This window comes from Flavonifractor sp. An306 (assembly GCF_002159455.1).
In the GTDB taxonomy this organism is placed as follows: domain Bacteria; phylum Bacillota; class Clostridia; order Oscillospirales; family Oscillospiraceae; genus Flavonifractor.
In genome coordinates, this window is record NZ_NFIQ01000057.1 from 1 (window position 1) to 24,786 (window position 24,786).

At 62.3% G+C, this 24,786-nt stretch carries 22 protein-coding genes; 9 read left to right on the plus strand and 13 right to left on the minus strand.

Annotation, left to right across the window (positions count from 1 at the left end; all coding sequences use genetic code 11):
* The 4 genes from B5F88_RS13625 to htpG form a co-directional block, all read left to right on the plus strand.
* The coding region (locus B5F88_RS13625) for a CapA family protein (protein ID WP_140402126.1) at positions 1-709 on the plus strand (709 nt) is incomplete at its 5' end.
* A gap of 86 nt (positions 710-795) precedes the next feature.
* The gene (locus B5F88_RS13630) at positions 796-1,800 is read left to right on the plus strand and encodes a lipoprotein (RefSeq protein WP_242959797.1); all 1,005 of its coding nucleotides are present in this window, start codon (positions 796-798) and stop codon (positions 1,798-1,800) included.
* 70 nt (positions 1,801-1,870) lie between these two features.
* A complete protein-coding gene (locus B5F88_RS20730) occupies positions 1,871-2,044 on the plus strand; it encodes a hypothetical protein (RefSeq protein WP_162612190.1) in 174 nt (57 codons plus the stop codon).
* A 141-nt stretch (positions 2,045-2,185) separates the two neighbouring features.
* The gene (gene htpG, locus B5F88_RS13635; RefSeq protein ID WP_087347205.1) at positions 2,186-4,108 is read left to right on the plus strand and encodes a molecular chaperone HtpG; all 1,923 of its coding nucleotides are present in this window, start codon (positions 2,186-2,188) and stop codon (positions 4,106-4,108) included.
* A gap of 40 nt (positions 4,109-4,148) precedes the next feature.
* On the opposite strand, the gene B5F88_RS13640 is transcribed toward htpG, so the two are convergent.
* A complete protein-coding gene (locus tag B5F88_RS13640; RefSeq protein ID WP_087347208.1) occupies positions 4,149-5,180 on the minus strand; it encodes a helix-turn-helix transcriptional regulator in 1,032 nt (343 codons plus the stop codon).
* Between the two features lie 318 nt (positions 5,181-5,498).
* On the opposite strand from B5F88_RS13640, the gene B5F88_RS13645 reads away from it, so the two are divergent.
* From B5F88_RS13645 to B5F88_RS13655, 3 genes are all read left to right on the plus strand, one after another.
* Positions 5,499-6,983 carry an aldehyde dehydrogenase family protein gene (locus tag B5F88_RS13645; RefSeq protein ID WP_087347211.1) on the plus strand — a complete coding sequence of 495 codons (1,485 nt, stop codon included), beginning with the start codon at positions 5,499-5,501 and terminating at the stop codon, positions 6,981-6,983.
* A 123-nt stretch (positions 6,984-7,106) separates the two neighbouring features.
* Positions 7,107-7,586 carry a sigma-70 family RNA polymerase sigma factor gene (locus B5F88_RS13650; protein ID WP_204246245.1) on the plus strand — a complete coding sequence of 160 codons (480 nt, stop codon included), beginning with the start codon at positions 7,107-7,109 and terminating at the stop codon, positions 7,584-7,586.
* On the plus strand, positions 7,579-8,610 hold the full coding sequence (locus B5F88_RS13655; protein ID WP_087347214.1) for a hypothetical protein: 1,032 nt from the start codon (positions 7,579-7,581) through the stop codon (positions 8,608-8,610). The genes B5F88_RS13650 and B5F88_RS13655 overlap by 8 nt, the downstream gene beginning before the upstream one ends.
* Here the strand turns inward: B5F88_RS13655 and bsh are convergent.
* The 4 genes from bsh to murI form a co-directional block, all read right to left on the minus strand.
* Entirely contained in the window at positions 8,591-9,568 is a 978-nt protein-coding gene (gene bsh, locus B5F88_RS13660; protein WP_087347217.1) for a choloylglycine hydrolase, read from the minus strand. The genes B5F88_RS13655 and bsh overlap by 20 nt on opposite strands.
* 71 nt (positions 9,569-9,639) lie before the next feature.
* Positions 9,640-11,388, minus strand: coding sequence for an arginine--tRNA ligase (gene argS, locus B5F88_RS13665; protein WP_087347220.1), 1,749 nt, complete (start codon positions 11,386-11,388; stop codon positions 9,640-9,642).
* Between the two features lie 42 nt (positions 11,389-11,430).
* Complete coding sequence (locus tag B5F88_RS13670; protein ID WP_087347223.1) at positions 11,431-11,874, minus strand: DUF1934 domain-containing protein; 444 nt, start codon at positions 11,872-11,874, stop codon at positions 11,431-11,433.
* 82 nt (positions 11,875-11,956) lie between these two features.
* The gene (murI, locus tag B5F88_RS13675; protein WP_087347226.1) at positions 11,957-12,769 is read right to left on the minus strand and encodes a glutamate racemase; all 813 of its coding nucleotides are present in this window, start codon (positions 12,767-12,769) and stop codon (positions 11,957-11,959) included.
* A 209-nt stretch (positions 12,770-12,978) separates the two neighbouring features.
* Here murI and B5F88_RS13680 point away from each other — a divergent pair, with 209 nt between their 5' ends.
* Positions 12,979-13,398, plus strand: coding sequence for a hypothetical protein (locus B5F88_RS13680; protein ID WP_242959798.1), 420 nt, complete (start codon positions 12,979-12,981; stop codon positions 13,396-13,398).
* 47 nt (positions 13,399-13,445) lie between these two features.
* Here the strand turns inward: B5F88_RS13680 and B5F88_RS13685 are convergent, their stop codons facing one another.
* Both B5F88_RS13685 and B5F88_RS13690 read right to left on the minus strand, forming a co-directional pair.
* Entirely contained in the window at positions 13,446-14,861 is a 1,416-nt protein-coding gene (locus B5F88_RS13685) for a sodium-dependent transporter (protein WP_087347232.1), read from the minus strand.
* Positions 14,862-14,995: 134 nt separating this feature from the next.
* Positions 14,996-15,268, minus strand: coding sequence for a DUF6514 family protein (locus B5F88_RS13690; RefSeq protein ID WP_087347235.1), 273 nt, complete (start codon positions 15,266-15,268; stop codon positions 14,996-14,998).
* Between the two features lie 238 nt (positions 15,269-15,506).
* Between B5F88_RS13690 and B5F88_RS13695 the strand changes: the two genes are divergently transcribed.
* A complete protein-coding gene (locus B5F88_RS13695) occupies positions 15,507-19,286 on the plus strand; it encodes an S-layer homology domain-containing protein (protein WP_087347238.1) in 3,780 nt (1,259 codons plus the stop codon).
* A gap of 133 nt (positions 19,287-19,419) precedes the next feature.
* Here the strand turns inward: B5F88_RS13695 and acrA are convergent, their stop codons facing one another.
* The 6 genes from acrA to B5F88_RS21090 all read right to left on the minus strand — a co-directional run.
* Positions 19,420-20,523: an acryloyl-CoA reductase electron transfer subunit beta gene (gene acrA / locus B5F88_RS13700; protein WP_087347241.1), complete on the minus strand. Its 1,104-nt coding sequence runs from the start codon at positions 20,521-20,523 to the stop codon at positions 19,420-19,422.
* A gap of 21 nt (positions 20,524-20,544) precedes the next feature.
* The gene (gene acrB, locus B5F88_RS13705; RefSeq protein ID WP_087347244.1) at positions 20,545-21,345 is read right to left on the minus strand and encodes an acryloyl-CoA reductase electron transfer subunit gamma; all 801 of its coding nucleotides are present in this window, start codon (positions 21,343-21,345) and stop codon (positions 20,545-20,547) included.
* A 24-nt stretch (positions 21,346-21,369) separates the two neighbouring features.
* Positions 21,370-22,533, minus strand: a complete 1,164-nt coding sequence (locus B5F88_RS13710) for an acyl-CoA dehydrogenase (RefSeq protein WP_087347247.1) — start codon at positions 22,531-22,533, stop codon at positions 21,370-21,372.
* An 85-nt stretch (positions 22,534-22,618) separates the two neighbouring features.
* A complete protein-coding gene (locus B5F88_RS13715; RefSeq protein ID WP_087347250.1) occupies positions 22,619-23,467 on the minus strand; it encodes a 3-hydroxybutyryl-CoA dehydrogenase in 849 nt (282 codons plus the stop codon).
* A gap of 104 nt (positions 23,468-23,571) precedes the next feature.
* Entirely contained in the window at positions 23,572-24,348 is a 777-nt protein-coding gene (locus tag B5F88_RS13720; RefSeq protein WP_087347254.1) for an enoyl-CoA hydratase-related protein, read from the minus strand.
* Between the two features lie 250 nt (positions 24,349-24,598).
* Positions 24,599-24,786: hypothetical protein (locus B5F88_RS21090; RefSeq protein ID WP_204246246.1), on the minus strand; the 188-nt coding region annotated here is incomplete at its 5' end.

Sequence of the window (24,786 nt, forward strand, 5' to 3'; positions counted from 1 at the left end):
TGTGGGCACCTATGCCTCCCAGGAAGACGCCGCAAGCCCGGTCTATCTGGCCGACGTAGGGGGCATTCAGGTGGCCTTCCTGGGCTACACCTACGGCACCAACGGCATCCCTCTGCCGGACGGGAAGGAGTACGCCGTCAGCCTCTTTAATACCGATTACATGACCAGCCTCTCCACCCCGGACACCGGCAAGCTGGAGGCCGACCTGGCCGCCGCCAGGGCCCTGGAGCCTGACCTGATCGCCGTGATGATCCACTGGGGAGTGGAGTATCAGACCAGGCAGAACAGCTATCAGGAGGAGATTGCCGACCTGCTGATCTCCCATGGCGCCGACCTGGTGCTGGGGGGCCACTCCCACGTGCCCCAGCCCATGGAGGAGCGTACCGTCACCGGCTGGGACGGGGCGGAGCGCACCGGCTTTGTGTGCTACTCCTTGGGCAACTTCATCTCCTCCCAGGTGGACCCCCTCACCGACACCACCGCCGCCCTCACCCTGGAGCTGACCAAGGACCACGGGACCGGGGAAACCACCGTCACCGGTTGGACCTACGCCCCCATGCTGATGGTGCGGCGGGACGGGACGGAGCGGGTCTTTACCCTCACCGACGCCTCCGTGCTCCCCACCGGGGCGGACCAGGCTCTGGTGGACCGGCTGGAGGAAGCGGCGGAAACCTGCCGGGAGATCTTTGGGTCGGAATCCGTTTCGTAGCTTCTTGTTGCCTGATTGAAACCTCCTTTGTCACCCTTTGTACCGAAATCCATGGTACGATAGGGGCGGCAAAGGAGGTTTTGATTATGAAACGTATGCTTTCCCTTACTCTGGCCCTGCTGCTTCTGGCGGGCTGCAGCGGACAGGGGGCGCCCTCTGCCTCCCCTTCCCCGGCGGCGGCGCAGAGCAGCCCCCAGGCCACCCCTGTCACAGAGGAGGACATCCGCACCCTGTATGAGGCGGACGGCTACCAGGTGCAAAAACTCACCCCCTGGGGCCCCGACTTCCTGGCAGAAATCAGCTACGGCAGCGACACCGACTTCACCCTGCTGGAGTGGGTGTTCGGCAGCTCCGGCCGGCGGGTGCAGCTCACCGCCATGAGCCAGTTCACCTCCTACGAGATCCTGGACGACGGCCAGGTCCGCTACACCACCAACGGCATGGATTCCGGTACCCCCTGGCAGGGTATGCCGGAGGAAGTGACGGTGCGGGTGCTGGGAGATGGGGACGGCGTGCTGGCGCCCGGCTGGACAGAGATCGAGGAGCAGCGGGAAACCGTCTGGCTGGATCCGGCCCAGCCCCTCTATATCGGGGCCTCGGAGGACGGGGTTCCCGCCTTTTCCGGCCGGTACGAGCAGGTGTACGACGCCCGCATGGACGCCGACGGCCTGTCCTTCTCCTTCATCCCCAACGGGGACAGCGAAGAGAAATTTACTTCCTTCTTCCCGGCGGTCACCACCATCCCCGGCTTCTCCACCTCCTATGACCCGGATACCGGGGTATTCACCCTCCGGCTGTACAACACCTGCCTCAGCAGCGGCGCCCCCGGCACCCCGCTCAACGACGATCTGGCCCTGATGGGCTATCCGGAAAACCTGTACCCTTACGCCTTCCCCGCGGGCTCCCTGGGCCGGGACAGCCATTTCCTCACCGGCGTGGTCATCCGGGAGGACGGGGCGGACACGGTGGTCACCGCCCAGCTGACGGAACAGGCCTACCGCTTCACCGTGGAAACCTCCAACCTGGGCTATGACAACATCCCCAGCTTCCGGCTCGTCTTCCGGGAATACAACCGGGATCTGGACGGCTGAACGGCATACCGCTCCACCTTTCTCTTGCGCTTTGTGGGCCCATATGCTTTAATAGATGGTGGTGATGGACATGAGCAAAGTAGCAAAAGGGATCGCGGTACTGGGCGTGGGTCTGCTGGGCTTCGGCCTGTATACGGACGACAACCTGTGGGCGTTTTTGGTGGGCCTGCTTCTGATCATCGGGTGCGCCCTGTCCGGCAAACAGATGCGCACATTTCTGGGCGGGCTGCTGGACTGGCTCTGACCGCCCCGGCCATTTGTAAACATTTCTTGAACCCCCTTGCAATTTTCCGTACGAAGGATTATGATAGCGTTAGCACTCAGGATATCAGAGTGCTAACGCTATGTTTTTAATGATAGTTTTCAGATATAGGAGGCATCCACGATGGCAAAGAAACAGTTCAAGGCGGAGTCCAAGCGGCTGCTGGACCTGATGATCAACTCCATCTACACCCACAAGGAGATTTTCCTGCGGGAGATCATCTCTAACGCCAGCGACGCCATGGACAAGCTGGCCTACAAGGCCCTCACCGACGACAAGGTGGCGGTGGATCGGTCGGAGCTGAAGATCACCCTCACCCCCGACCAGATTGCCCGCACCCTCACCATCAGCGACAACGGCATCGGCATGACCAAGGAAGAGCTGGAGAGCAACCTGGGCACCATCGCCCGCAGCGGCTCCCTCCAGTTCAAGGAGGAGATGGCCAAGCAGGAGAAGGCCGAGGGGGACACCACCGACATCATCGGCCAGTTCGGCGTGGGCTTCTACTCCGCCTTCATGGTGGCCGACCATGTGAGCGTCACCTCCAGGGCCTATGGCTCTGACGAGGCCTTTCGCTGGGAGTCCGACGGCGCCGACGGCTACACCATCACCCCCTGCGACAAGGAGCGGGTGGGCACCGACATCGTGCTCCACATCAAGGCCAACACCGAGGAGGGCCACTACGACGAGTATCTGGAGCAGTACCGTCTGTCCGATCTGGTGAAGAAGTATTCCGACTATATCCACTACCCCATTGTGATGCTCATGCACAAGTCCCGCCAGAAGCCCCGTCCGGAGGACGCCGGCGACGACTACAAGCCGGAGTGGGAGGATTTTGACGAGTGGGAGACCCTCAACTCCATGGTGCCCCTGTGGCAGCGGCCCAAGAGCGAGGTCAAGCCCGAGGAGTACAACCAGTTCTACAAGGAGAAGTACGGCGACTGGGAGGACCCGCTGAGCGTGATCCACGTGTCCGCCGAGGGCACGGTGGAGTACAAGGCCATGCTCTATATCCCCGCCCACGCCCCCTTCGACTTCCACACCCGGGAGTACCAGAAGGGCCTGCAGCTCTACTCCTCCGGCGTGCTCATCATGGACAAGTGCGCCGACCTGCTGCCCGACCACTTCCGCTTCGTCAAGGGCGTGGTGGACTCCCAGGACTTCTCCCTGAACATCTCCCGCGAAATGCTCCAGCACACCCGGCAGCTGAAGGTGATCGCCACCAACCTGGAGAAGAAGATCAAGGCCGAGCTGCTGCGGCTGCAGAAGGACGACCGGGAGAAGTACGAGCAGTTCTGGAAGGCCTTTGGCATCCAGCTGAAGGTGGGGGTGGTGTCCGACTACGGCGCCCACAAGGACCTGCTGCGCGACCTGCTACTGTTCTTCTCCTCCAAGGAGGGCAAGCTTACCTCCCTGGCCGAGTACAAGGAGCGGATGCCGGAGGACCAGCCCTATATCTACTACGCCTGCGGCGAGGATACAGCCCAGCTGGACAAGCTGCCCCAGGCCGAGCGCATCCGGGACAAGGGGTACGAGATCCTCTACCTCACCGACGAGCCCGACCAGTTCGTCATCAACGCCCTGGGCGAGCTGGACGGCAAGGCCTTCAAGTCGGTGGACGATGACGACGCCCTGCCCGAGACCGATGAGGAGAAGGCCGCTCTGGAGCAGCAGGCGGAGGAGAGCAAGCCGGTGCTGGACTTTTTGAAGGAGGCCCTGGGAGACCAGATCAAGGAGGCCCGGATCTCCAAGCTCCTCAAGACCGGCGCGGTGTGCCTCACCGCCGACGGCCCCATCACCCTGGAGATGGAGAAGTATTTCCAGAAGATGGACCCGGAGAACGCCGGGAACATGAAGGCCCAGCGGGTGCTGGAGCTCAATGCCCAGTCCCCCGCCTTTGCCGCCCTGAAGCGGGCGGTGGAGGAGGACAAGGAGCTGGCGGGCAAGTACGCCCAGCTGCTCTACGCCCAGGCCCAGTTGATCGCCGGCCTGCCCCTGGCCGACCCGGCGGGGTATGCCGAGCTGGTGTGTTCCCTGATGAAGTAAGCATAAAAATGCCCCTGGCGCTGCCGCCAGGGGCATTTTTTTACCCTTTTCTCCCAAACACCGCCCGGAGGACACACAGGGCCGCCGCTCCAGCCAGGCACAGCCAGAGGAGAAACAGTACGTTTTCGTTGAAGGTCCATTCGTTGGACCAGTTGGTGAGATCAGGCCGGAACCAGAAGGCGTGCGGGAAGGCCACGCTGCCGCCGCCCCATTGCACCAGCCGGTCGGCCACCGGATTGACCAGCGGGAGGAGCACCCCGGTCCAGCCCAGGCAGGCCGCTCCCTTCCACCACCGGCCAATGGGGGCATAGCGAAGAATCAGCGTCCACCCCCAGGGAAAGGCCAGACCGAACAGCGTGCCCGGCAGAGCGGGAATGGGGAACCAGTCCGCGCCGCTGTAAGCGCCGCCCGCCCACAGCAGGGCACACAGCAGCAAGGTCTCCGTCCCCAGATAGAGCGCCGCCTTGTGCTCTCCCAGAGGACGGGGCAGCTCCCGCAGGATCACTGGCAGGAAAACCGCCCCCAACCCGAAGATCACCCCCGCCGACGCCAGCAGAAACCAGTCCCCGCCGCTGAACAGGCAGGCGGCCAGCAGCAGCAGCTCCAGCGACAGGGTAAAGCCCCCCAGAGTGACCGTCCCCCGGTACTGCTTCACCAGCACCGGCAGCAGGGTCAGGCTGGCCCCGGTGAGTTCGCCGGTGAGCACCAGCCAGAACCAGGTCAGGCCGTGGTCCACCGCCAGATTGCAGATCAGGCAGATCAGGGCGGTGCCGCCGTATAAGATGTACTGGGTCCAGCGAACCCGGCGCAGCAGCGCCAGGTACTTTTTGGCCAACGTCTCGGCGTTGCGGGCCTCTACGTCCTCGCTGGCGGTGAGCAGCTCGTGCTCGCTTACCCCCAGCACCGCGCAGATGTCCCGGAGCAGGGTAATGTCCGGGTAGGAGAGCCCCCGCTCCCACTTGCTCACCGCCGACTCGGTGACAAAGAGTTTATCGGCAAATTCCTTCTGGGTCAGCCCCAGCCCCTTCCGGCAGCGGCAGATATACGCACCGAAGGTCTTTTTGTTTTCCATATGCAGCCCATCCTTTGCTGTGGCGATTGTGGTTGTTCCCCGGGGTGCCTCCACCATACGACACCCCGGCCCAAAAGGCAAGCGCTTTCCCCCAATTTGCCCCTCGACCGTTAGGCAAGTCCTTTTTACACGTTCCTTTTTGTTAAAAATACCACAATCTCGCTGCATTCCATTGGGCAAGATTGTCAAAAAAATATCATAGTATTTTCTAGGATTTTCTCATTGACTTTTCAAAAAAGGGTGCTATACTAAAACTGAACTCACCAGTATATTTACTGTTGTGTCCATAACTTCAAATTTTTGAAAGGTCGTGTCATCATGGAAAAGCTCACTCAGGAACAGTTCGGTCTGTATATCAACGGCAAATGGGTGCCCGCCAGCGACGGCGCTACCTTCCAGACCCGCTGCCCCGCCAACGGGGAAGTGCTGGCCACCTGCGCGCAGGCCACCAAGGAGGACGTGGACACCGCCGTCAGCGCCGCCTGGGAGGCCTTCAAGACCTGGAAGGACGTTACGGTCAATGAGCGGGCCGCCATCCTCTACAAGGTAGCCGACATTATTGAGCAGAACGCCGAGCACCTGGCCATGGTGGAGTCCATGGACAACGGCAAGCCCATCCGGGAGACCATGACCATCGACATTCCCTATTCCGTCCGCCACTTCCGCTACTTCGCCGGCTGCATCATGGCGGAGGAGGGCTCGGCCAATGTGCTGGACGGCTCCACCCTCTCCCTGATCCTGCGGGAGCCCATCGGCGTGGTGGGCCAGATCGTCCCCTGGAACTTCCCCTTCCTGATGGCCGCCTGGAAGCTGGCCCCCGTGCTGGCCGCCGGCTGCTGCACCGTGTTCAAGCCCTCCAGCGACACCCCGCTGAGCGTGCTGGAGCTGGCCCGCCTCACCCAGGACGTGATCCCCGCCGGCGTATTCAACGTGATCACCGGCTCCGGCTCCAAGTCCGGCCAGTACATCCTGGACCACCCCGGTTTCCGCAAGCTGGCCTTCACCGGCTCCACCGAAGTGGGCCGCAACGTGGCCCTGGCGGCGGCCCAGCGCCTGATCCCCTCCACCCTGGAGCTGGGCGGCAAGAGCGCCAACATCTATTTCGACGACTGCAAGTGGGATATGGCCATGGACGGCGTCCAGCTGGGCATTCTGTTCAACCAGGGCCAGGTGTGCTGCGCCGGCTCCCGTGTGTTCGTGCAGGACACCATTTACGACAAGTTCGTGGAGGAGGCCGCCAAGCGGTTCAATGCCGTAAAGGTGGGTATGCCCTGGGAGAAGGACACCCAGATGGGCTCCCAGATCAACGAGAACCAGGTGAAGAAGATCCTGGAGTACATCGAGATCGGCAAGAACGAGGGGGCCAAGGTGGCTTGCGGCGGCGAGCGCGCCACCGAGGGCGAGCTGGCCAAGGGCTGCTTCATGAAGCCCACCCTGCTGGTGGATGTGGACAACAAGATGCGGGTGGCTCAGGAGGAGATCTTCGGGCCCGTGGCCTGCGTCATCAAGTTCCACGACGAGGATGAGGTGGTGGCCATGGCCAACGACAGCGAGTACGGCCTGGGCGGCGCCGTCTGGACCCGGGACATCAACCGGGCCATCCGGGTGTCCCGCGGCATTGAGACCGGCCGCATGTGGGTCAACACCTACAACGCCATTCCCGAGGGCGCCCCCTTCGGCGGCTACAAGGCCTCCGGCATCGGCCGGGAGACCCACAAGGTCATTCTGGAGCACTACACCCAGATGAAGAACATCATGATCAATCTGTCCGAAGCCCCCTCCGGCTTCTACCCCGACAAGTAAGCGAGCCTGAAAAAGTCCGGCGCGGTTCACAGAACCGCGCCGGACTTTTTTATTCCCTTGTGAAACATTTTCCGCCGGGATAGGATATTTATGGTGAAATGCATTTCAAGGAGACGCACGATAATGACAGACCAACAATTCACGCCTCTGGCGCAACGGTACATGGACACCATCTTCCGGCTGGCGTTCCACTATACCAAAAGCCAGGCGGAGGCGGACGACATCACCCAGGAAGTCCTTTTGAAGCTATACCGGACGGACAAGCAATTCGAGAGCGAGGCCCACGTGAAGCACTGGCTGCTGCGGGTGACCATCAACGCCTGCAAGAAGGCGCTGCTGTCCCCCTGGCGGCGGACGGAGCCCATGGAGGACCACACCGCCGCCCTCCCCTTCCCCAGTCCGGAGCACAGCGCGCTGATGGACGCGGTGCTGGCCCTGCCCGCCAAGTACCGGGTACCCATCTATCTGCACTACTATGAGGACTACTCCTGCGACGAGGTGGCCGCCCTCCTCCATATCCCCAGCGCCACGGTCCGCACCCGCCTGCGGCGGGCCCGGGCCATACTGAAAACCGATCTTCAGGAGGCTGACAAGCATGTTTGACAAAAAGACTTATCAGGAGGCCGTGTCCTCCCTCCACGCCTCCGGGGAGATCCTGCGGGAGGTTCACACTATGACACACCAAATCAGAAAACCCTTCAAACTGTCCAGAGCCATCGCCCTGGCCGCCGTCGTGGCCGCCCTGTGCGCCGCTGCCGCCGTGGCGGCGGTGGGCTTCGTCCGCTACGAAAACCCAACCAATATGCTCCAGGCCTTCTTTGGAGAGAACGTGGACTCCCATGAGGGCATCGTGGAATACAACGAATACGGAAAACTCATCACTAACATGCCGGCCTGGGAGCGGCTCCCCCTGGACGAGAGCGTGGCCCAGGAGCTGGTGGCCCCCTATCTCTTCGCCGTGGGGGAACAGGCAGTGTACGGGGACTACACCCTGACGGTGGAGGCCGGACTGTATGACCCAGCTGTGGGGGCGGGCCTGCTCTACTACAAGGTGGAAAACCCCAATGGGGTGAGCGGGTATGAGGTGTTCCCCGATGGGGAGCTGTGGTGGCCGGCGGACGCCCCGGTATTCGCCATGACCAACGCCGCCAGCAGAGACTATCTGGACACCGCCTCCACCACCGGCACCACCCTCTGGCTGTGCACCTATTTCGTCACCGACTTCATCACCGACGCTTCCAACCTTCAGGTATCCATCGGCGACGGTCAGAACCGGCTGGACATGGCCACGGTGGCGGTGGCGCTGCCGGAGGATGGCGGCCCGGCCAGCGTGGAGCTGGCGGATGGGGCCATTACCCTCTCCCCCATCGGCATCCGCATCCACGCCCCTGCCCTGGGCCTGCCGGTGGATTCCGATATCGACCAGATTGTGCTCCACTACGCCGACGGCTCGGACTACGTTTTGGAGGATGAGGAGGCCTTTGTCTCCAACCGCACTTACGGCTTCCTGGACATGGAGCAGGGGGCGTTTATCTACACCTTCAACCGCATCGTAGACACCACGGCGCTGGCATCGGTGACCATTGAGGGCACCGACTACCCCCTTCTCACCCCTCCTGAAAGGTAATGCGCAGCCTGGTGTCCAGGGGGAACTCCAGCAGCCTGTCCCCCGCCCGCCGCTCCTCCGTCAGCGCCACGGCGGTAATGGCGCAGTTGTCGTAGGTCTTGTAATAGTAGGTGCCGGTAGCGGTATTGATGCAGCAGGAATATCGGGTGATGTCGCAGTTCCCCTCTGGAGTGCGCACCGCTCCCCGGGGCATGGCCACCGTGTCCAGCAGGTGGAAAAACTGGCTGACGCTGCTCTCCTCACTGTTCTCGCAGACGGAGTTGCGCTTGCAGAACGCCGTCCGGACATACCGGGAGGCGGGAGACCAGTCCCCCGGCAGGCCCATGGCCCCCATACCCTGGCCGAAGGGGGACAGTTTCAGGGCCGGATCCAGGGTGTTGTCCGGCTGGGCGGCGGACAGGCCCCGGTACTGGGTCAGATTGGTGCGGTGGAAGGGGAAGGGCGGGTTGTTGGTCAGCACCCCCACCGGGTCGGGATACACCTTCACCCCGTCCTCCATGGGCTCGGCCACAAAGGCCCCGCGCCTGTCGGCAATGTGCCAGTGGAGGGGGGCCAGGGGCATATCGGGCCGGAAGGGCACCCCCAGCAGGGGGATGCGCCGCATCTGCTCCGCCGCCTCCGCCGCCGTCTTACAGGTACCCAGCAGCCAGGGGATCAGCTCGTACGGGGCCAGGGCCTCCCCCGCTCCCCCCTCCGGCGGATAATACGCGTTGCCGGGGAAGTTGAGCCCGGCCATATAGACCCCCGACTCGTTCACCCCCTCGGCGTACAGGGGATAGCCCTCCGCCACGCTGGCCATACCGATGATGGACTGATGGGTCTCCAGGGCGGGCATTTTGTGAAATTGCAGCGGAAATTGCCGGGGCGTAATCACAACCTTCTCCCCAAAGGCATATTCCAAGTCCAGATTACGGCCGGTATAGGTGTCTTTTGTGGTCAGAGCGATACTGGTACACATGACAAGGCCTCCTTTTTCTTCAGTGTATCCCGTTTGAAAAAAATTCCCTGGGCGGGGCCCAGGGAATTTTTTCACATCTTTTCAGGGGCGGTGACGCCGATGAGCCCCAGGCAGTTGGCGATCACAGCCCGGACGGTGTCCGCCAGCTTCAGGCGGGCGGAGAGCACGTGGGCCTCCTCCCCCTTGATCCGGCAGGCGTTATAGAACCGGTGGAAGTCGCCGGCCAGGGTGATGAGGTAGCGGTTCACGTGGGAGGGGTCGTAGTCCCGGGCGGAGAGCCGGATGGTCTCGGGCAGCTGGGACAGGGTCTTGATGAGGGCCTTTTCCTCCGCCGTCTCAAACAGGGCGGCGTCCACGGCGGCGGCGTCGGGCACCAGGGCCCCCTCCTCCGCCAGACGGCTCACCAGGGAGCAGATGCGGGCATGGGCGTACTGGACGTAGTACACCGGGTTGTCCGAGTCCTGCCGCACCGCCAGGTCCAGGTCGAAGTCCAGGGCGGAAGTGGAGGACCGGGAGTTGAAGAAGAACCGGGCGGCGTCCACGCTCACCTCGTCCAGCAGGTCCCGCAGGGCGATGGCCTTGCCGGAGCGCTTGGACATACGGACGGGCTGGCCGTCCTGGAGCAGGTTCACCAGCTGCATCAGCACCACCACCAGCCGGTGGGAGCCGTCCAGGCCCAGGCCGTCCAGGGCGGCCTGGAGCCGGGCCACGTGGCCGTGGTGGTCGGCACCCCAGATGTTGATGGCCTTGGAGAAGCCCCGCTTCTCCAGCTTGTTGCGGTGGTAGGCGATATCGGCGGCGAAGTAGGTGTAGAAGCCGTTGGCCCGGCGGAGCACGTCGTCCTTCAGGTCCAGCTTGTCCACCTGCTCCTGGCTCTTGCCTTCGGCCAGGAACTTCTGCTTGAGCAGGGCGGTGGTGTTGAGCCACAGGGCCCCGTCCTTCTCATAGGTCCAGCCCTTGTCGGCCAGCATGCCCACCGTCTCGGCCACGTAGCCACTGTCGTGGAGGGTGGACTCCAGGAACCACTCGTCGTACTGGATCTTGTACCGCAGCAGGTCGGCCTTCATCTTGGGGATGTTCACAGACAGGCCGTACTGGGCCATGGCCGCCTGCCGCTCCTCCTCCGGCTTGTCCTTCCAGTCGGGGCCGTGCTGGTCATAGAAGGCCTGGGCCAGCTCCTTGATGTCGTCCCCGTGGTAGCCGTCCTCGGGGAAGGGATGGTTCTCCTCCCCCAGCACCAGCTGGAGATACCGGGCGTCGATGGACACGGCGAACTTGTGGATCTGGTTGCCCGCGTCGTTGACGTAGAACTCCCGCCACACGTCATAGCCCGCCCGCTCCAGCACGGCGGCCAGGGCGTCGCCCAGCACGCCGCCCCGGGCGTTGCCGATGTGCATGGGGCCGGTGGGGTTGGCGGAGACGAACTCCACCATCACCTTCTCCCCCTTGCCCTCGTCCACCTTGCCATAGGTGTTCCCCTCGGCCTGGATGTCGGTGAGCACCTGGCCGTACCACTTGCTGCCCAGGGTGAAGTTCAGGAAGCCGGGACCGGCGATCTCCACCTTGTCGAAGAAGGTGCCCGCCAGGTCCAGGTGGTCCACGATGGTCTGGGCGATCTGCCGGGGAGCCTTGTGGAGGGCCTTGGCCCCTGCCATGGCAAAGGAGGAGGCGTAGTCCCCGTGGGTGGGGTCCTTGGGGATCTCGATGGTGGCCTTTACCTCCGCGCCGGCGGGCAGCAGCCCCTCCGCCGCGGCCTTCTCATAGGCCGCCTGGGTCAGTTGGGCGACCTGCTCCCGGGCCGCCTGGATCATGTTGGACATCTCTATCACCTTTTCTTCAAATTCTTCTCGTTCACCGGGCCGTCACTGCTTGATGTGCAGGCCCTTCTGCCGCACCTGGATGCGGAACAGGTTCTCCCCCGCCACCGCGTGGTCGATCTCGATGGCGTAGTCAATTTCAATGCTGCCGCCGGCGGCGTCCAGCTCCGCCTTCATCTTCTTGGTGCTGATCCCCACTGCCAGGGCGCCGTAGGGGGTGTTGTACATGGACAGATGCCGCCGCCCCTCCTCAAACACCATCTGGGAGTTGACCTCCCCCATCCGCAGCAGGGTCACCCGGTCCCGCTCGATCTGGAAGGTGGTCAGCGTGCCCTCCAGGCCGGTGAGCTCGCTCTCCTGATAGCTGAGGGTGTAGCCCTCCGCCCCGTCTGGCTGGAGACAGCCCTCGGTGACCAGCTCTATGGTCTCCTCCTCGGCCTGCTCATAGCTCTGCCTGCCCTGGATGGAGATAATCACGTTGTTTTCCATACCCTTTTGTACCTCATGCCTATGTGGCTGCAAATTGCAAAATATTATACCGAATTTGGGTCAAAATGTAAAGGGCTGCCCCTTAATATTGGCTGATATCCACCTGTCCCACTGCCTCGGTCACGTCCCAGCCCAGGAAAATGGAGGCCAGGTGGGAGAAGTCCTCCTGCCGGTCGCTGACAAAGTAGCGGTAGGTGCCCCGGCTCCGGGCAGACAGGGCGTCCGCCTCCTCCAGGGCACGGGCCACCGCCCGGGCGCCCTCCGCCCCGGCGTTGATCAGGGCCACCTCCGGGCCCATATGGGCGGAGATGACCTCCTCCAGCAGAGGGTAGTGGGTGCAGCCCAGCACCAGGGTATCCACCCCGGCCTCCCGCAAGGGGGCCAGGTATTCCGCCGCCACCGTCTCGATGACGATATCCCCCCGCCGGAACCGGCCGTTCTCCACCAGAGGCACAAACAGGGGGCAGGGCTGGGAGAGCACCTGAGCCGCCGGATTTTGCGCCTGGATGAGCCGCTCATAGGCCCCGCTGCGGATGGAGGCCTGAGTGCCGATGAGGCCGATTCTGCCGTTTTTGGTGGCCCGGGCCGCGGCCGCCGCAGCCGGAGCCACCACCCCCAGCACCGGGATGGGGTTCTCTGCCGCCAGCACCTCCAGGGCGGTGGTGGACACGGTGCCGCAGGCGATCACGATGGCCTTCAGGTCAAAGGTGCGCAGAAAGGCCACATCCTGCCGGGCGTATTTCACGATGGTCTCCGCCGAGCGGCCGCCGTAGGGCACCCGTCCGGTGTCTCCGAAATATACGATATCCTCCCCCGGGAGCAGACGGCGCAGCTCCCGCACCGTGGTCAGCCCCCCCAGGCCGGAATCAAACACGCCGATGGGTCTCTCGTCCAAGACCATCCCTCCTACCAGCTTTTATCCTGCGTCTATTCATCATATGCGAAATCCCGCCATAAAGCAAGGCTATTTCCACTGAAAATGGGAGAAAAAATAACGTGGAAACCGGTCTTTTTTCTCCGGCCGGTTTGACATTTGGCTCCGGCTGATTATAATAGAGCTATAGGGGCGCCCGCGCCCCCAGTCACGACAGCGAGGAGGGTCTCATGATGAAGCTGGAGCTGACAACCAAGCAATTCCGCCGCCTGCTGGATATGGCGTATATCGGAAACTGGATCTTGAATTCCACCCGGGGAGACGACCGGTTCCGGGACTATGACGAGGTGGAGAGCCTTCTGTTTGCCAAAGCCCGGGAGGAGGGTATGCCCACCCTGGCCGAGGATTGGCAGGGAGAGGTGGTGCCCTCCCGGGCCTTCGCCGAGGGCGGCATCCACGAGGCCATTATGGAATATGAAAATAACGTGTTCTTCGACATTCTGGCGGAGGACCTGGCCCGCAGAGATATGGACGACGCCCCCATTGATGAGAGCAATTATGACGAGCTCACCAGCCGCATCGACGCCTATATCGCGGAATTTGAACAGCACGGCACGGACAATATTCTGGTGGACAGCGATCAGCTGTGATCACCCGGCAAATGGGCCCCCGGTCATCGACCGGGGGCCCATTGTGTTTATGCTGTTCCCAGCAGCGCCAGGAAAAAGCTCTTGAACTTGTCCCAGTAGCCCATAATGAAGATCACCAGCACAATGAGGGGCAGAATGTAGGTGAAGTACACCCGGAACCGGGCGGGGAACCTGATCCCCTGGCCCTGGTCAGCCTCCGCCAGGAAGTTGTCAAAGCCCCAGCCGTACTTGGGGGACACACAGCAGAACAGCAGATAGATCACCGAGCCCAGCGGCAGCAGGTTGTTGCTCACCAGGAAGTCCTCAAAATCCATGATTCCCATGCCCAGCACCTTGAACTCCGACCACAGGTTGTTGCCCAGCAAGCAGGGCAGGCTCAGCAGGAAAATGAGCACCAGGTTGGCCAGCACCGCCTTGGACCGGGCAATCCCCCATTTGTCCATCCAGCAGGCCAGGATATTCTCAAACACAGCGGTGACGGTGGACAGGGCGGCAAAGAACAGGAACACGAAAAACAGCGCGCCCCACAGCCGGCCCCCGGGCATGGCGTTGAAAATGTTGGGCAGGGTGACAAAAATCAGGTTGGGGCCCTGGTCGGGGCTGATGCCAAAGGCAAATGCGGAGGGGAAGATGATCAGGCCGGACACAAAGGCTACGCAGGTGTCCAAAACGCCCACACTGATGGTCTCTCCAAACAGCCGCCGGTCCTTGCCGATATAGCTGCCGAAAATGGCCATGGCGCCGATACCCAGGCTCAGGGTGAAGAAGGCCTGCCCCATGGCGGCGTATACCGCCTCCCACAGGCGGAAGGTGCCGTCGGCGTTGTACATCAGGTTCTGGAAGTTGGGCACCAGATAGAACCGCAGTCCCTCCACCGCCCCTGGCAGCGTCACCGCCCGGATGGCCAGCACCACCAGCAGCGCCAGCAGGCAGAGCATCATAAACTTATTGGCTTTTTCCACGCCATTGCGCAAGCCCCGGCTGCAGATCACCATGCCCAGCACCACTACAATGGCCATAAAAGCCACCTGAATGCCCGGACGGGCCGTCATGCTCCCGAAGGCCTCCGCCACACCAGCCTGGTCCAAACCGTCAAACTGGCCGGCGGCAATCTTGAAGAAATAGAGCAGCAGCCAGCCGGCGATGGTGGTATAGAACATCATCAGCAGGTAATTGCCCGCCATACCGAACCAGCCGTACCAATGCCACTTGGTACCCTTGGGCTCCAGCTCCTGAAAGGACACGATAACGCTCTTTCGGCTGGCCCGGCCCACGGCAAACTCCATGGCCATGATGGGCAGGCCCATAATCAGCAAAAACAGCAGATAGATCAGCACAAAGGCGGCGCCGCCGTACTGCCCCACGATATAGGGGAAGCGCCAGACGTTGCCCAGGCCGATGGCGCACCCGGCGGAGATGAGCACAAAGCCCAGCCGGGACGCAAAGGTCTCTCTCTCTTTCAACACGATCCCTCCAAAAAAATAAACAGCCTGTCAATTCTCTCCCTTGACAGGCTGAGACGGCGGACGAAATCCCATCCGCCCATTGCCGTCCTATATCATAGCGGATTTTGAAAGGCGTGTCAATGGAAACCCCGTTACAGCCAGTCCTCCACCACGTCCCGCAGGGTCACTGGCGTGACCCCGTTGCGCACCAGCAGCTCCATCAGCTGGTCAATGCGCCCGGCGCTGACGGTGAGGTTGGGCACCGATGCCTCCTCTCCGTCCGCTCCCACCACCTTGACTCCGTAGCTTTCGCAGGACATGCCCCCGCTCATCGCCATTTCTCCCACCAGTATGTAGTAGCGGCAGTCTACCGTCCGGCCGTCCTCCCCTGTCTGACGGCGGGTATCCACCAGCAGTTCCCTCATGTTCCCTCGCCCCTTTCCGGTCTCGTATGACTCAATTATACATTACTTACATTATTTGTAAAGAATTACTTATCGTACCTTTTCGTCACCATTCGCCATAGCGCCGGAATTTCCAGGAATATACTGTGTCCAGGCCGGTTCTGACAAAATTTTTCCGTCAGTATTGACAAGAGGAAAATTTAAGATATAGTGGATTATGTGGTATTTGACCACACACTTGGAAAGGAGTGGACATGTAATGAAACCGACCGTCTCACGGCATCCTCTGCATCGACCGCTTTCCCTTCTGCTCACCTGTGCCATGCTCCTGACGCTGCTGCTTCCGGCGGCGTCGGCGGCGGAGGGACAGGCCTCCCTCTCCCTGGACCACACCACCCTGTCCCTGGCGGAAAGCCAGGAGTACTTCCGGGCCACCCTCACCATGGATGTTCCGGACGCCTCCTCCGGCTGGACCCAGGCGGACTGGGACAGCTGGGCCGGCGGGCTGGAGTGGTATCTCACCCGGGATGCCGCCGACAGCCCCCAGGATCCCGACCTTTACCCCAACGTCTATACCGGCGACGCGCTGAAAAACTGGATGAGCTGGGGCACCATCAACGGCAACGGCGCCGACGGCTCTCCCTATTTCACCCTGGAGACTCCCACTGTGACGGTGGCGGACGGCAAGGCCACCCTCACCCTGGACTTCTCCCACGGGGTATTCTTTGAAAATGAGACCACGGGCAACTCCCTGCAGTCCATCGGCAGCGGTGCCTTCCGCTACACCCGCAACGTGTGGGGCAGCTTTATCGGCGACTACGACCTGTCGGTGCGGCAGGGCGCGGACACTCTGGCCTCCACCCAGCTGGAGGTGACGGTGTACGAGAGCTATCTCCGCTATGACGAGCTGTATCAGGAGCTGCTGGAGATCCAGGCGCTGGCCCAGGCCAAGGGCCGCTACTTCGACATCCGCTCCTACGGCAAGTCCGTGGAGGGCCGGGACCAGTGGTACGTGGTTCTCTCGGACAGCGCCCAGTCGGTGTCCGACTTTGAGACCATGAACCAGCTGGCCCTCACCGACCCGGCCTCCCTGCAAAAGCAGCTGGACGCCGGCACCCTCACCCAGCGGGTACCCGTGCTGGTCAACAACGTCCACCCCGACGAGGGCCCCGCCCCCGACGCCCCGGTGAATCTGCTGCGGGTGCTGGCCACCGAGGACCAGATCCCCTACAACACCATCACCGGCCTGACCTCCGGCCAGGAAGTGGACATGAGCCTCTTTGATCCCAAGCTCACCGGCATTCAGGTGGGGGACTACTCCTTCACCGGCTACGGCCTGAAGATCAGCGGCGACCCCGATGATCCCAACGGCAACAACGGCCGCACCGACGCCAGCGAATTCTACACCTTCAGCGAGGACCTGTACCTGAACGTGGACGAGGTGCTGGACCAGCTGATCATCCTGGTCAGCCCGGTGGAGAACCCCGACGGCCGGACCTACAACACCCGTCCCAACGCCAACGGCTTCGACCTGAACCGTGACTGCACCAACCAGACCCAGCCGGAGACCGCCAACATGGCCAGACTCATCAGCCAGTGGAATCCGGTGGCCTTCATTGAGTTCCACGGCTTCACCGCCCAGTTCCTGGTGGAGCCCTGCACCCCGCCCCATGAGCCCAACCTGGAGTACGACCTGCTGGTGGACAACTTCATTCTGGGGGCCGAGGCCTTCGGCAACGCCGCCCTGGCCACCCTGTCCGTCCAGCACAAGGACGAGTTTGAGACCAAGATCCAGACCTATTACACCCCCCTGCGGGACAACTACGACCCGGAGACCGGCTGGGACGCCTGGGACGATCTGTGCACCAACTACACCCCCAGCTACGCCATGCTGAACTGCGGCTCCATGGGCTTCACCATTGAGACCCCCGCCGGCAACGAGGCCGCCTGCTCCCTGCTGGAGGGCGGCATGTACGGCATCCTGCAGTACTTCACCGACAACAAGGACGACATCTACCACAACCAGCTGGAGTTCTTCCGCCGGGGCCTGGAGAACGAGGACCACCGGGACGAAATGGAAGTCTGGTACGTGGACGCCCAGAACCAGCAGCTGGAAGCGGACACCTGGCGGGTGCCCAACGCAGAGAACGACAACTACTTCCCCGAGTACTGGGTGATCCCCGTGGGGGCCGCCGATCAGCGGGACCCCGCCGGCGCCTATGAGATGGCCCAGTTCCTGCTGGACAACGGGGTACAGGTGTCCAAGCTCACCAAGGACGTGACGGTGGGCGACGTCACCTATCACGCCGGCGACCTGGTGGTCAACATGTACCAGGCCAAGCGCAACTACGCCAACTGCGTGCTGTGGGCCGGCTGCGACGCCTCCAACTCCGGTTTCCCCGACCTGTATTCCGAGTCCGTGTCCAACTTCCCCGAGATGCGGGGCTTTGACTGCGTGAAGGTGTGCACCCCCGGCGCCTTTGACGGAGCCCTCGCCTCCTTCACCCAGTCTGAGGCTTCCTCCGTGGCGGGCAAGAGCCAGTTCACCGGCGTGTCTGACGGCGCGGTGGTGCTGGCCAACAACGGCGAAGAGGCCGTGCGGGCCGTGAACGCTCTGCTGGACCAGGGCACTCCCGTGGGCCTGATCACCAGCGGCAGCTATGCCGGCGACTTCCTGGTGAGCTACAGCGCCTATCAGCAGGCCGCTGAGGACTACATCCTGGTGGGCACCGGCGTGTCCCAGCTGCCCGAGGCCTATGCGATCCAGCGTCCGTCGGTGTACCTGGCCGGCCGCTACGCCGAGGGCGACGGCAACAAGGTCACCGAGGGCTACTACGCCCAGTGGTTCTCCCAGGGCTTCGGCTACCGGGATTACCAGAACGTCCACAACAACGGCACCTCCAACTACGACGTGATGGCCTATGATACCCAGCTGGGCTTCCACATCGTCTCCGACCCCGCCCAGGCCGACGTGATCGTGGGCTCCGTGGCTCTGGACGCCGGCGCCTATGGACAGGCCGCCGTGGCCGCCGTCAAGGGCGGCACCCCCTACATCGCCACCGGCGCCGAGCCGCTGGACTACATCAAGGAGAACCTGCTCAGCGGCTCCTTCGACTACGAATCCCTGGGCATGGAGTCCCTCCACACCGTCACCTATCCCACCGACAGCATCATCACCGCCAGCTATGCGGGCGATGAGGACTACGTCCTGTACACCTACAGCTGCTCCGCCATCACCCAGATGCCCGACGGCGCTCAGGTGCTCATCCAGGCGGCCGATACCGACAGCCACATTGCCGGCTGCTGCCTCACCGAGGACGGCAAGGCGCTGGACGGCCGTGTGGAGGCCATTGCTCTCACCCAGGGCGGCATGGATCTGACCATCTTTGCCAACTCCATCGTCAACCGGGCCCATCAGCAGGACGACTACCGCTATGTGACCAACGCCATCTACAGCAAGTGCCTGTCCCAGTCCGCCATGACCATGGCCGACCTGACCGGCACCACCCCTTCCACCGGCTTTACCGACGTGCCCGCCGACCACTGGGCCGCCGACAGCATTGCCAGCGCCACCTCCCAGGGCCTGTTCAAGGGCACCAGCGGCACCACCTTTGATCCCAGCGGCACCATGGACCGGGCCATGCTGGTGACCGTGCTCTACCGCATGGCGGGCAGCCCCTCCGCCGCCCCCTCCAGCTTCTCCGACGTACCCGCCGGCAGCTGGTACAGCGCCGCGGTGGACTGGGCCGTGGAGCAGGACATCACCACCGGCATCGGCAACAGCTCCTTCGCGCCCCAGGCCCCGCTGACTCGGGAGCAGATCGCCGTGTTCCTGTACCGCTACTCCGGCGCTGAGGCCCCCGCCGACGGAGTCCTCACCGCCCCCGACGCCGACCAGGTCAGCGCCTGGGCCGTGGAGGCTATGGAGTGGGCGGTGGCCGAGGGCCTGATCACCGGCACCGGCGGCCGTCTGGATCCCGGCCGCACCGCCACCCGCGCCGAGGTAGCCACCCTTCTGGTGCGCTATCAGGCTCTGTAAGCCCCGCGCTATCTTCCCCGCAAATCCAAGAGGGGCGGCCGGACTTGTCCGGCCGCCCCTCTTTTTTCTCTCCGCGCAAAAAGATACCGGCCAGCATTGCTGGCCGGTATCTTTATCTGTGTATGGTTTGCTCTTACTTCGCGGACTTGGCAGCCCGGATGGCCTCGATGAGCATGGGAGTGACCTTGTACAGGTCGCCCACGATGCCGTAGGAAGCCACGTCGAAGATGGGAGCGGACTCGTTCTTGTTCACCGCGATGATGCACTCGGAGTCCTGCATGCCAGCCAGGTGCTGGATGGCGCCGGAGATACCCAGGGCAACATAGATGCGGGGATGTACGGTCTTGCCGGTCTGGCCGACCTGGTGGTCGGCGGTGATCCAGCCGGCGTCCACGCAGGCACGGGAGGAGCCCACAACGCCGCCCAGGACGGAGGCCAGCTCCTCAGCCAGCTTGATGCCGCCCTCAACATCCTTGCTGATGCCGCGGCCCACGGAGACCACCACGTCGGCGCCGATCAGGTCCACCAGCTTCTTGGCGGCCTTTTTGACCTCCAGCACGTCCACATGGATGTCATCCTTGCTCAGAGCCACGTTCACGTTCTCGATGACGGTCTTGGCAGCGCCGGCCTCGTCGTAGGGCTGGGTCTGCATCACGCCGGGACGGACAGTGGACATCTGGGGACGGAAGCGGGGGCAGATGATGGTGGCCATCAGGTGGCCGCCGAAGGCGGGACGGGTCATCTTCAGGTTGGTGTTCTCCTCGAACACGGTGTTATCCACGTCGATGGTGGAGGTGGTCTTCAGGAACTCCTTGTACTTGGCCACGTCCACGTCCAGGTGGGTACAGTCGGCGGTCAGACCGGTGTGCAGCCGGGCAGCGCAGCGGGGGCCCAGGTCACGGCCGATGTTGGTGGCGCCGATGAGGAAGATCTCGGGCTTCTTGTCCTCCACCAGGTCGCAGATGACCTTGGTGTAGGCGTCGGTGGTGTAAACGTCCAGCAGCTCGTGGTTGCAGTAGTAGACCTTGTCGGCGCCGTAGCCGCCCAGGGCCTTCAGGTACTCTTCCTTCACGTCCTTGCCCAGAACCACGCCGCACAGCTCCACGCCCAGGTCGTTGGCCAGCTTGCGGCCCTCGCTCAGCAGCTGGTAGCTGGTGGACATGATCACGCCCTCGCGCTGCTCACAGAAAACCCATACGCCCTTGAAGGCGGCGGTGTCTTTACTATCGAAAGCCATTGTTTGCTCTCCTTTCACTTCTTAGATGATGTGCTTGTCGTTGAGGATGGAGACCAGCTTTTCCACCGTCGCCTTGTCGGCGCCCTCCATCATCATTCCGGCGCCCTTCACCGGGGGAGAGAAGGACTTGTACACATTCGTGGGAGAGCCTTTCAGGCCGATGGTATCCACGTCGATGAGGGGATCGTCCTTCAGAGTCTCGTAGTTGTAAACCTCCAGAGGCTTCTGGTAGCACTCCATGATGCCGCCCACGCTCATGTAACGGGCCTCGTTGAGCTCCTTCACGCAGGTCAGCAGGCAGGGGGTCTGCACCTTGATGGTCATGTAGCCGTCCTCCAGCAGACGCTTCACGGTGACAGCCTTGCCGTCCACGTTGATCTCGGCCACGTAGGACACCTGGGGCAGGTTCAGCTTCTCGGCGATCTGGGGACCAACCTGAGCGGTGTCGCCGTCGATGGCCTGACGGCCGCAGAACACGATGTCGTCGCTGTCCACGCCCACCTTCTTGATGGCGGCGGCCAGGATCTGGGAAGTGGCGTAAGTATCGGACCCGCCGAACTCACGGGCGGAGACCAGAACGGCCTCGTCGGCGCCCATGGCCAGCAGCTCACGCAGCATCCCCTCGGCGGGCGGGGGGCCCATGGAGATCACAACCACCTTGCAGCCGGTGGCGTCCTTGATGCGCAGCGCGGCCTCAACGGCGGCCAGGTCGTCGTGGTTGGTAATGGTGGCCATGGCGGCACGGTCCATGGTGCCGTCTTCCTTCACCGCCACCACGCCGGAGGTATCGGGTACCTGCTTGACACAAACGATGCATTTCATATCGTAATTTTCCCTCCAGTTCCTTTAGTTCACGCCCAGGTTGGCGGCGATGACCATGCGCTGCACCTCGCTGGTACCCTCGTAGATCTCGGTGATCTTGGCGTCGCGCATCATGCGCTCCATGGGGTACTCACGGGTGTAGCCGTAACCGCCGAACAGCTGCACGCAGCGGCGGGTCACGTCGCTGGCGGTCTCGGCGGCCACCAGCTTGGCCATGGCGGCGTCCATGGTGTAGGGCTCGTGGTTCTGCTTCTTCATAGCGGCAGAGTACACCAGCCACTTGGCAGCCTCGGTCTTGGCGTGCATGTCGGCCAGCTGGAACTGGGTGTTCTGGAACTGGGAAATGCGCTTACCGAACTGGACGCGCTCCTTGGTGTACTTGATGGTCTCCTCGATGGCGCCCTCGGCCAGACCCAGAGCCTGGGAGGCGATGCCGATACGGCCGCCGTCCAGGGTCTTCATGGCGATACCGAAGCCCTTGCCCTGCTTGCCCAGCATACGATCCTTGGGGATGATGCAGTCCTCCATGATCAGCTCGCAGGTGGAGGAGCCCTTAATACCCATCTTCTTCTCGTGCTTGCCCACGGAGAAGCCGGGATCGGTGCGCTCCACGATAAAGGCGGAGATCTCCTTCTTCTTGCGGCCACGCTTGTCGGTGGACACGCCGGTGATGGCGAAGATCACGAACACGTTGGCGTAGCCGGCGTTGGTGATGAAGATCTTGGAGCCGTTGAGGATCCAGTTCTCGCCCTTCTCGTCCAGCACGGCGGTGGTCTGCTGGCCCTGGGCGTCGGTGCCGGCGCCGGGCTCGGTCAGACCGAAGGCGCCGATCCACTCGCCGGAGCACAGCTTGGGCAGGTAGTACTTCTTCTGCTCCTCGGTGCCGTTCTCAAAAATGGGAGCGCAGCACAGGGAGGTGTGAGCGGAGATGATAACACCAGTGGTGCCGCAGACCTTGCTCATCTCCTCCACGGCCATGACGTAGCTGAGCACGTCAGCGCCGGCGCCGCCGTACTCCTTGGGGAAGTAGATGCCCATCATGCCCAGCTTGGCCATCTTCTTCACGGTCTCCTCGGGGAACGCCTCGTTCTCGTCCACCCACTCGGCCAGGGGCTTGACTTCGTTCTCGGCGAAGTCGCGGTACATCTTGCGGAGCATTTCCTGCTCTCTGGAAAGGTGCAGATCCATTTGTTGCCTTCCTCCTAAGATATGTATTTCAGAACGGGCGGGAGTGTATTGGACTCCCGCCCGTCGTTGCGCGCTTAGGGAATGTTTACTTGCGGTAATCGAAGAAGCCCATGCCGGTCTTGCGGCCCAGCTTGCCGGCCCGCACCATCTTCCGCATCAGCAGGGAGGCGCGGTACTTGGGATCATGGGTTTCATTGTACAGAGTATCCATGATGGCCAGGCACACGTCCAGGCCGATCAGGTCGCCCAGAGCCAGGGGGCCCATGGGGTGGTTGCAGCCCAGCTTCATGGCGGTGTCGATGCCCTCGGCGGAAGCCACGCCGGTGTACAGCAGGTCGCAGGCCTCGTTGATCATGGGGATGAGGATCTTGTTCACCACAAAGCCGGGGGCCTCGTTGACCTCCACGGGCTCCTTGCCGATGGCGACGGAGAGATCGTGAACGGCCTGATAGGTCTCGTCAGAGGTGTGAGCGCCCCGGATGACCTCCACCAGCTTCATGACGGTGGCGGGGTTGAAGAAGTGCATGCCGATGAACTTGTCGGGGCGCTGAGTGGCCGCGGCAATGGCGGTGATGGAGATGGAGGAGGTGTTGGAAGCCAGAATGGTCTCAGGCTTGCAGATCTTGTCCAGCTCCGCGAAAATGCTCTTCTTGATGTCCAGGTTCTCGATGGCGGCCTCCACCACCAGGTCGGCGTCGGCGGCCAGGTTCAGGTCGGTGGTAAAGGTCATCTTGTCGGTGATGGCCTTCTTGCCGGCCTCGTCCAGCTTGCCCTTGCTCACCAGCTTGTCCAGGCCCTTGTTCAGCCTGGCCTCGGAGGCCTGGATGATGGCGTCGTTGATGTCCCGCACCACAACGTCATAGCCCTTCTTGGCAAAGGCCTGGGCGATATCCAGACCCATGGTGCCGCCGCCGATGACAACAATCTTTTTCATAGCAGAAAACCTCTTTTCAATCTCTTTAATAAAGATGTTCCAGACTTGCTCAGACGGATTTGTAAGAACGGGTGACACGGTTGTTAAGTATCAAAGCAGGCTGCTTACTTGTTCTGGAAGTGCTTCTCGGCCCGCTTCTCCAGGAAGGCGCCCATGCCCTCGTTCTTGTCCTCGGTGCCGCAGGTGACGCCGAAGGCCTCGGCCTCAAAGGCGGAACCGGTGTTGATGTCGGTCTGCATGCCCATGCGGATGCACCGCTTGGACTCGCACACGGCGATCTGGGCGTTGGCGCAGATGGCGTTGGCCAGCTCCATGGCCTTGTCCATCAGCTCCTCGGCGGGGTACACCTCGCTGACCAGGCCGATGGCCTTGGCCTCCTCGGCCTTGATGACCTTGGCGGTGAGGATGAGCTCCATCGCCTTGGAGATGCCCACGATGCGGGGCAGCCGCTGGGTGCCGCCGAAGCCGGGGGTGATGCCCAGGCCCACCTCGGGCTGGCCGAACTTGGCCTTCTCGCTGGCCAGGCGGATGTCGCAGGCCATGGACAGCTCGCAGCCGCCGCCCAGCGCGAAGCCGTTGATAGCGGCGATGACGGGCTTGGACATGTTCTCCAGCTTCAGGAACACGCCGCCGCCGTGGACGCCGAACTTTTTACCGTCAATGGAGGAGAAGCCCTTCATTTCACCAATATCGGCCCCGGCCACGAAAGAGCGGCCCGCGCCGGTGAGGATCATGACATAAATTTCATCATCCGCGGCCACCTGATCAATTACCGCGTCCAGATCACTGAGCACCTGGCTGTTCAGCGCGTTCAGCGCCTCCTGCCGGTCAATGGTCACAATGCCCACATGGCCCTGCTTTTCCAGCTTTACAAATCCCATTTGCTCTGCCTCCTTAATGATTTCTATCCCGAAAAGTTAGAATCGTTATTTTTTAACATGAACCTACCTAATAAGTATACTGCGTTCTGACCAAACAAGCAAGCAAAATGACGGCAGAAAATCGTTATTTTTTTGTCAATGCATATGTAAAAAATGCACAAAGCCAAAAAACCCTGGCTTTGTGCCTCTCAGAAGAATGGTCAAACTTCTCCGTCTGCTTTTTTGCCGCCAACCCCTTCGGCAAGTCTGGTCAGCCCACCAGACTTCCCAGCCACTGGCTCACCGGTATGTACCCCAACGGCAGAAAAATCGCCGGTAGCATATTGATGCCCCACCGAATGTTCCATTCGGCGGGGTCCCCTTCCCTTTTATTTTGCGGCCGCCGGAAGTGAATTCCGCCGGCCTTCGGCGCAAAAGCGCCGTCCCGCTGCGCGGGTC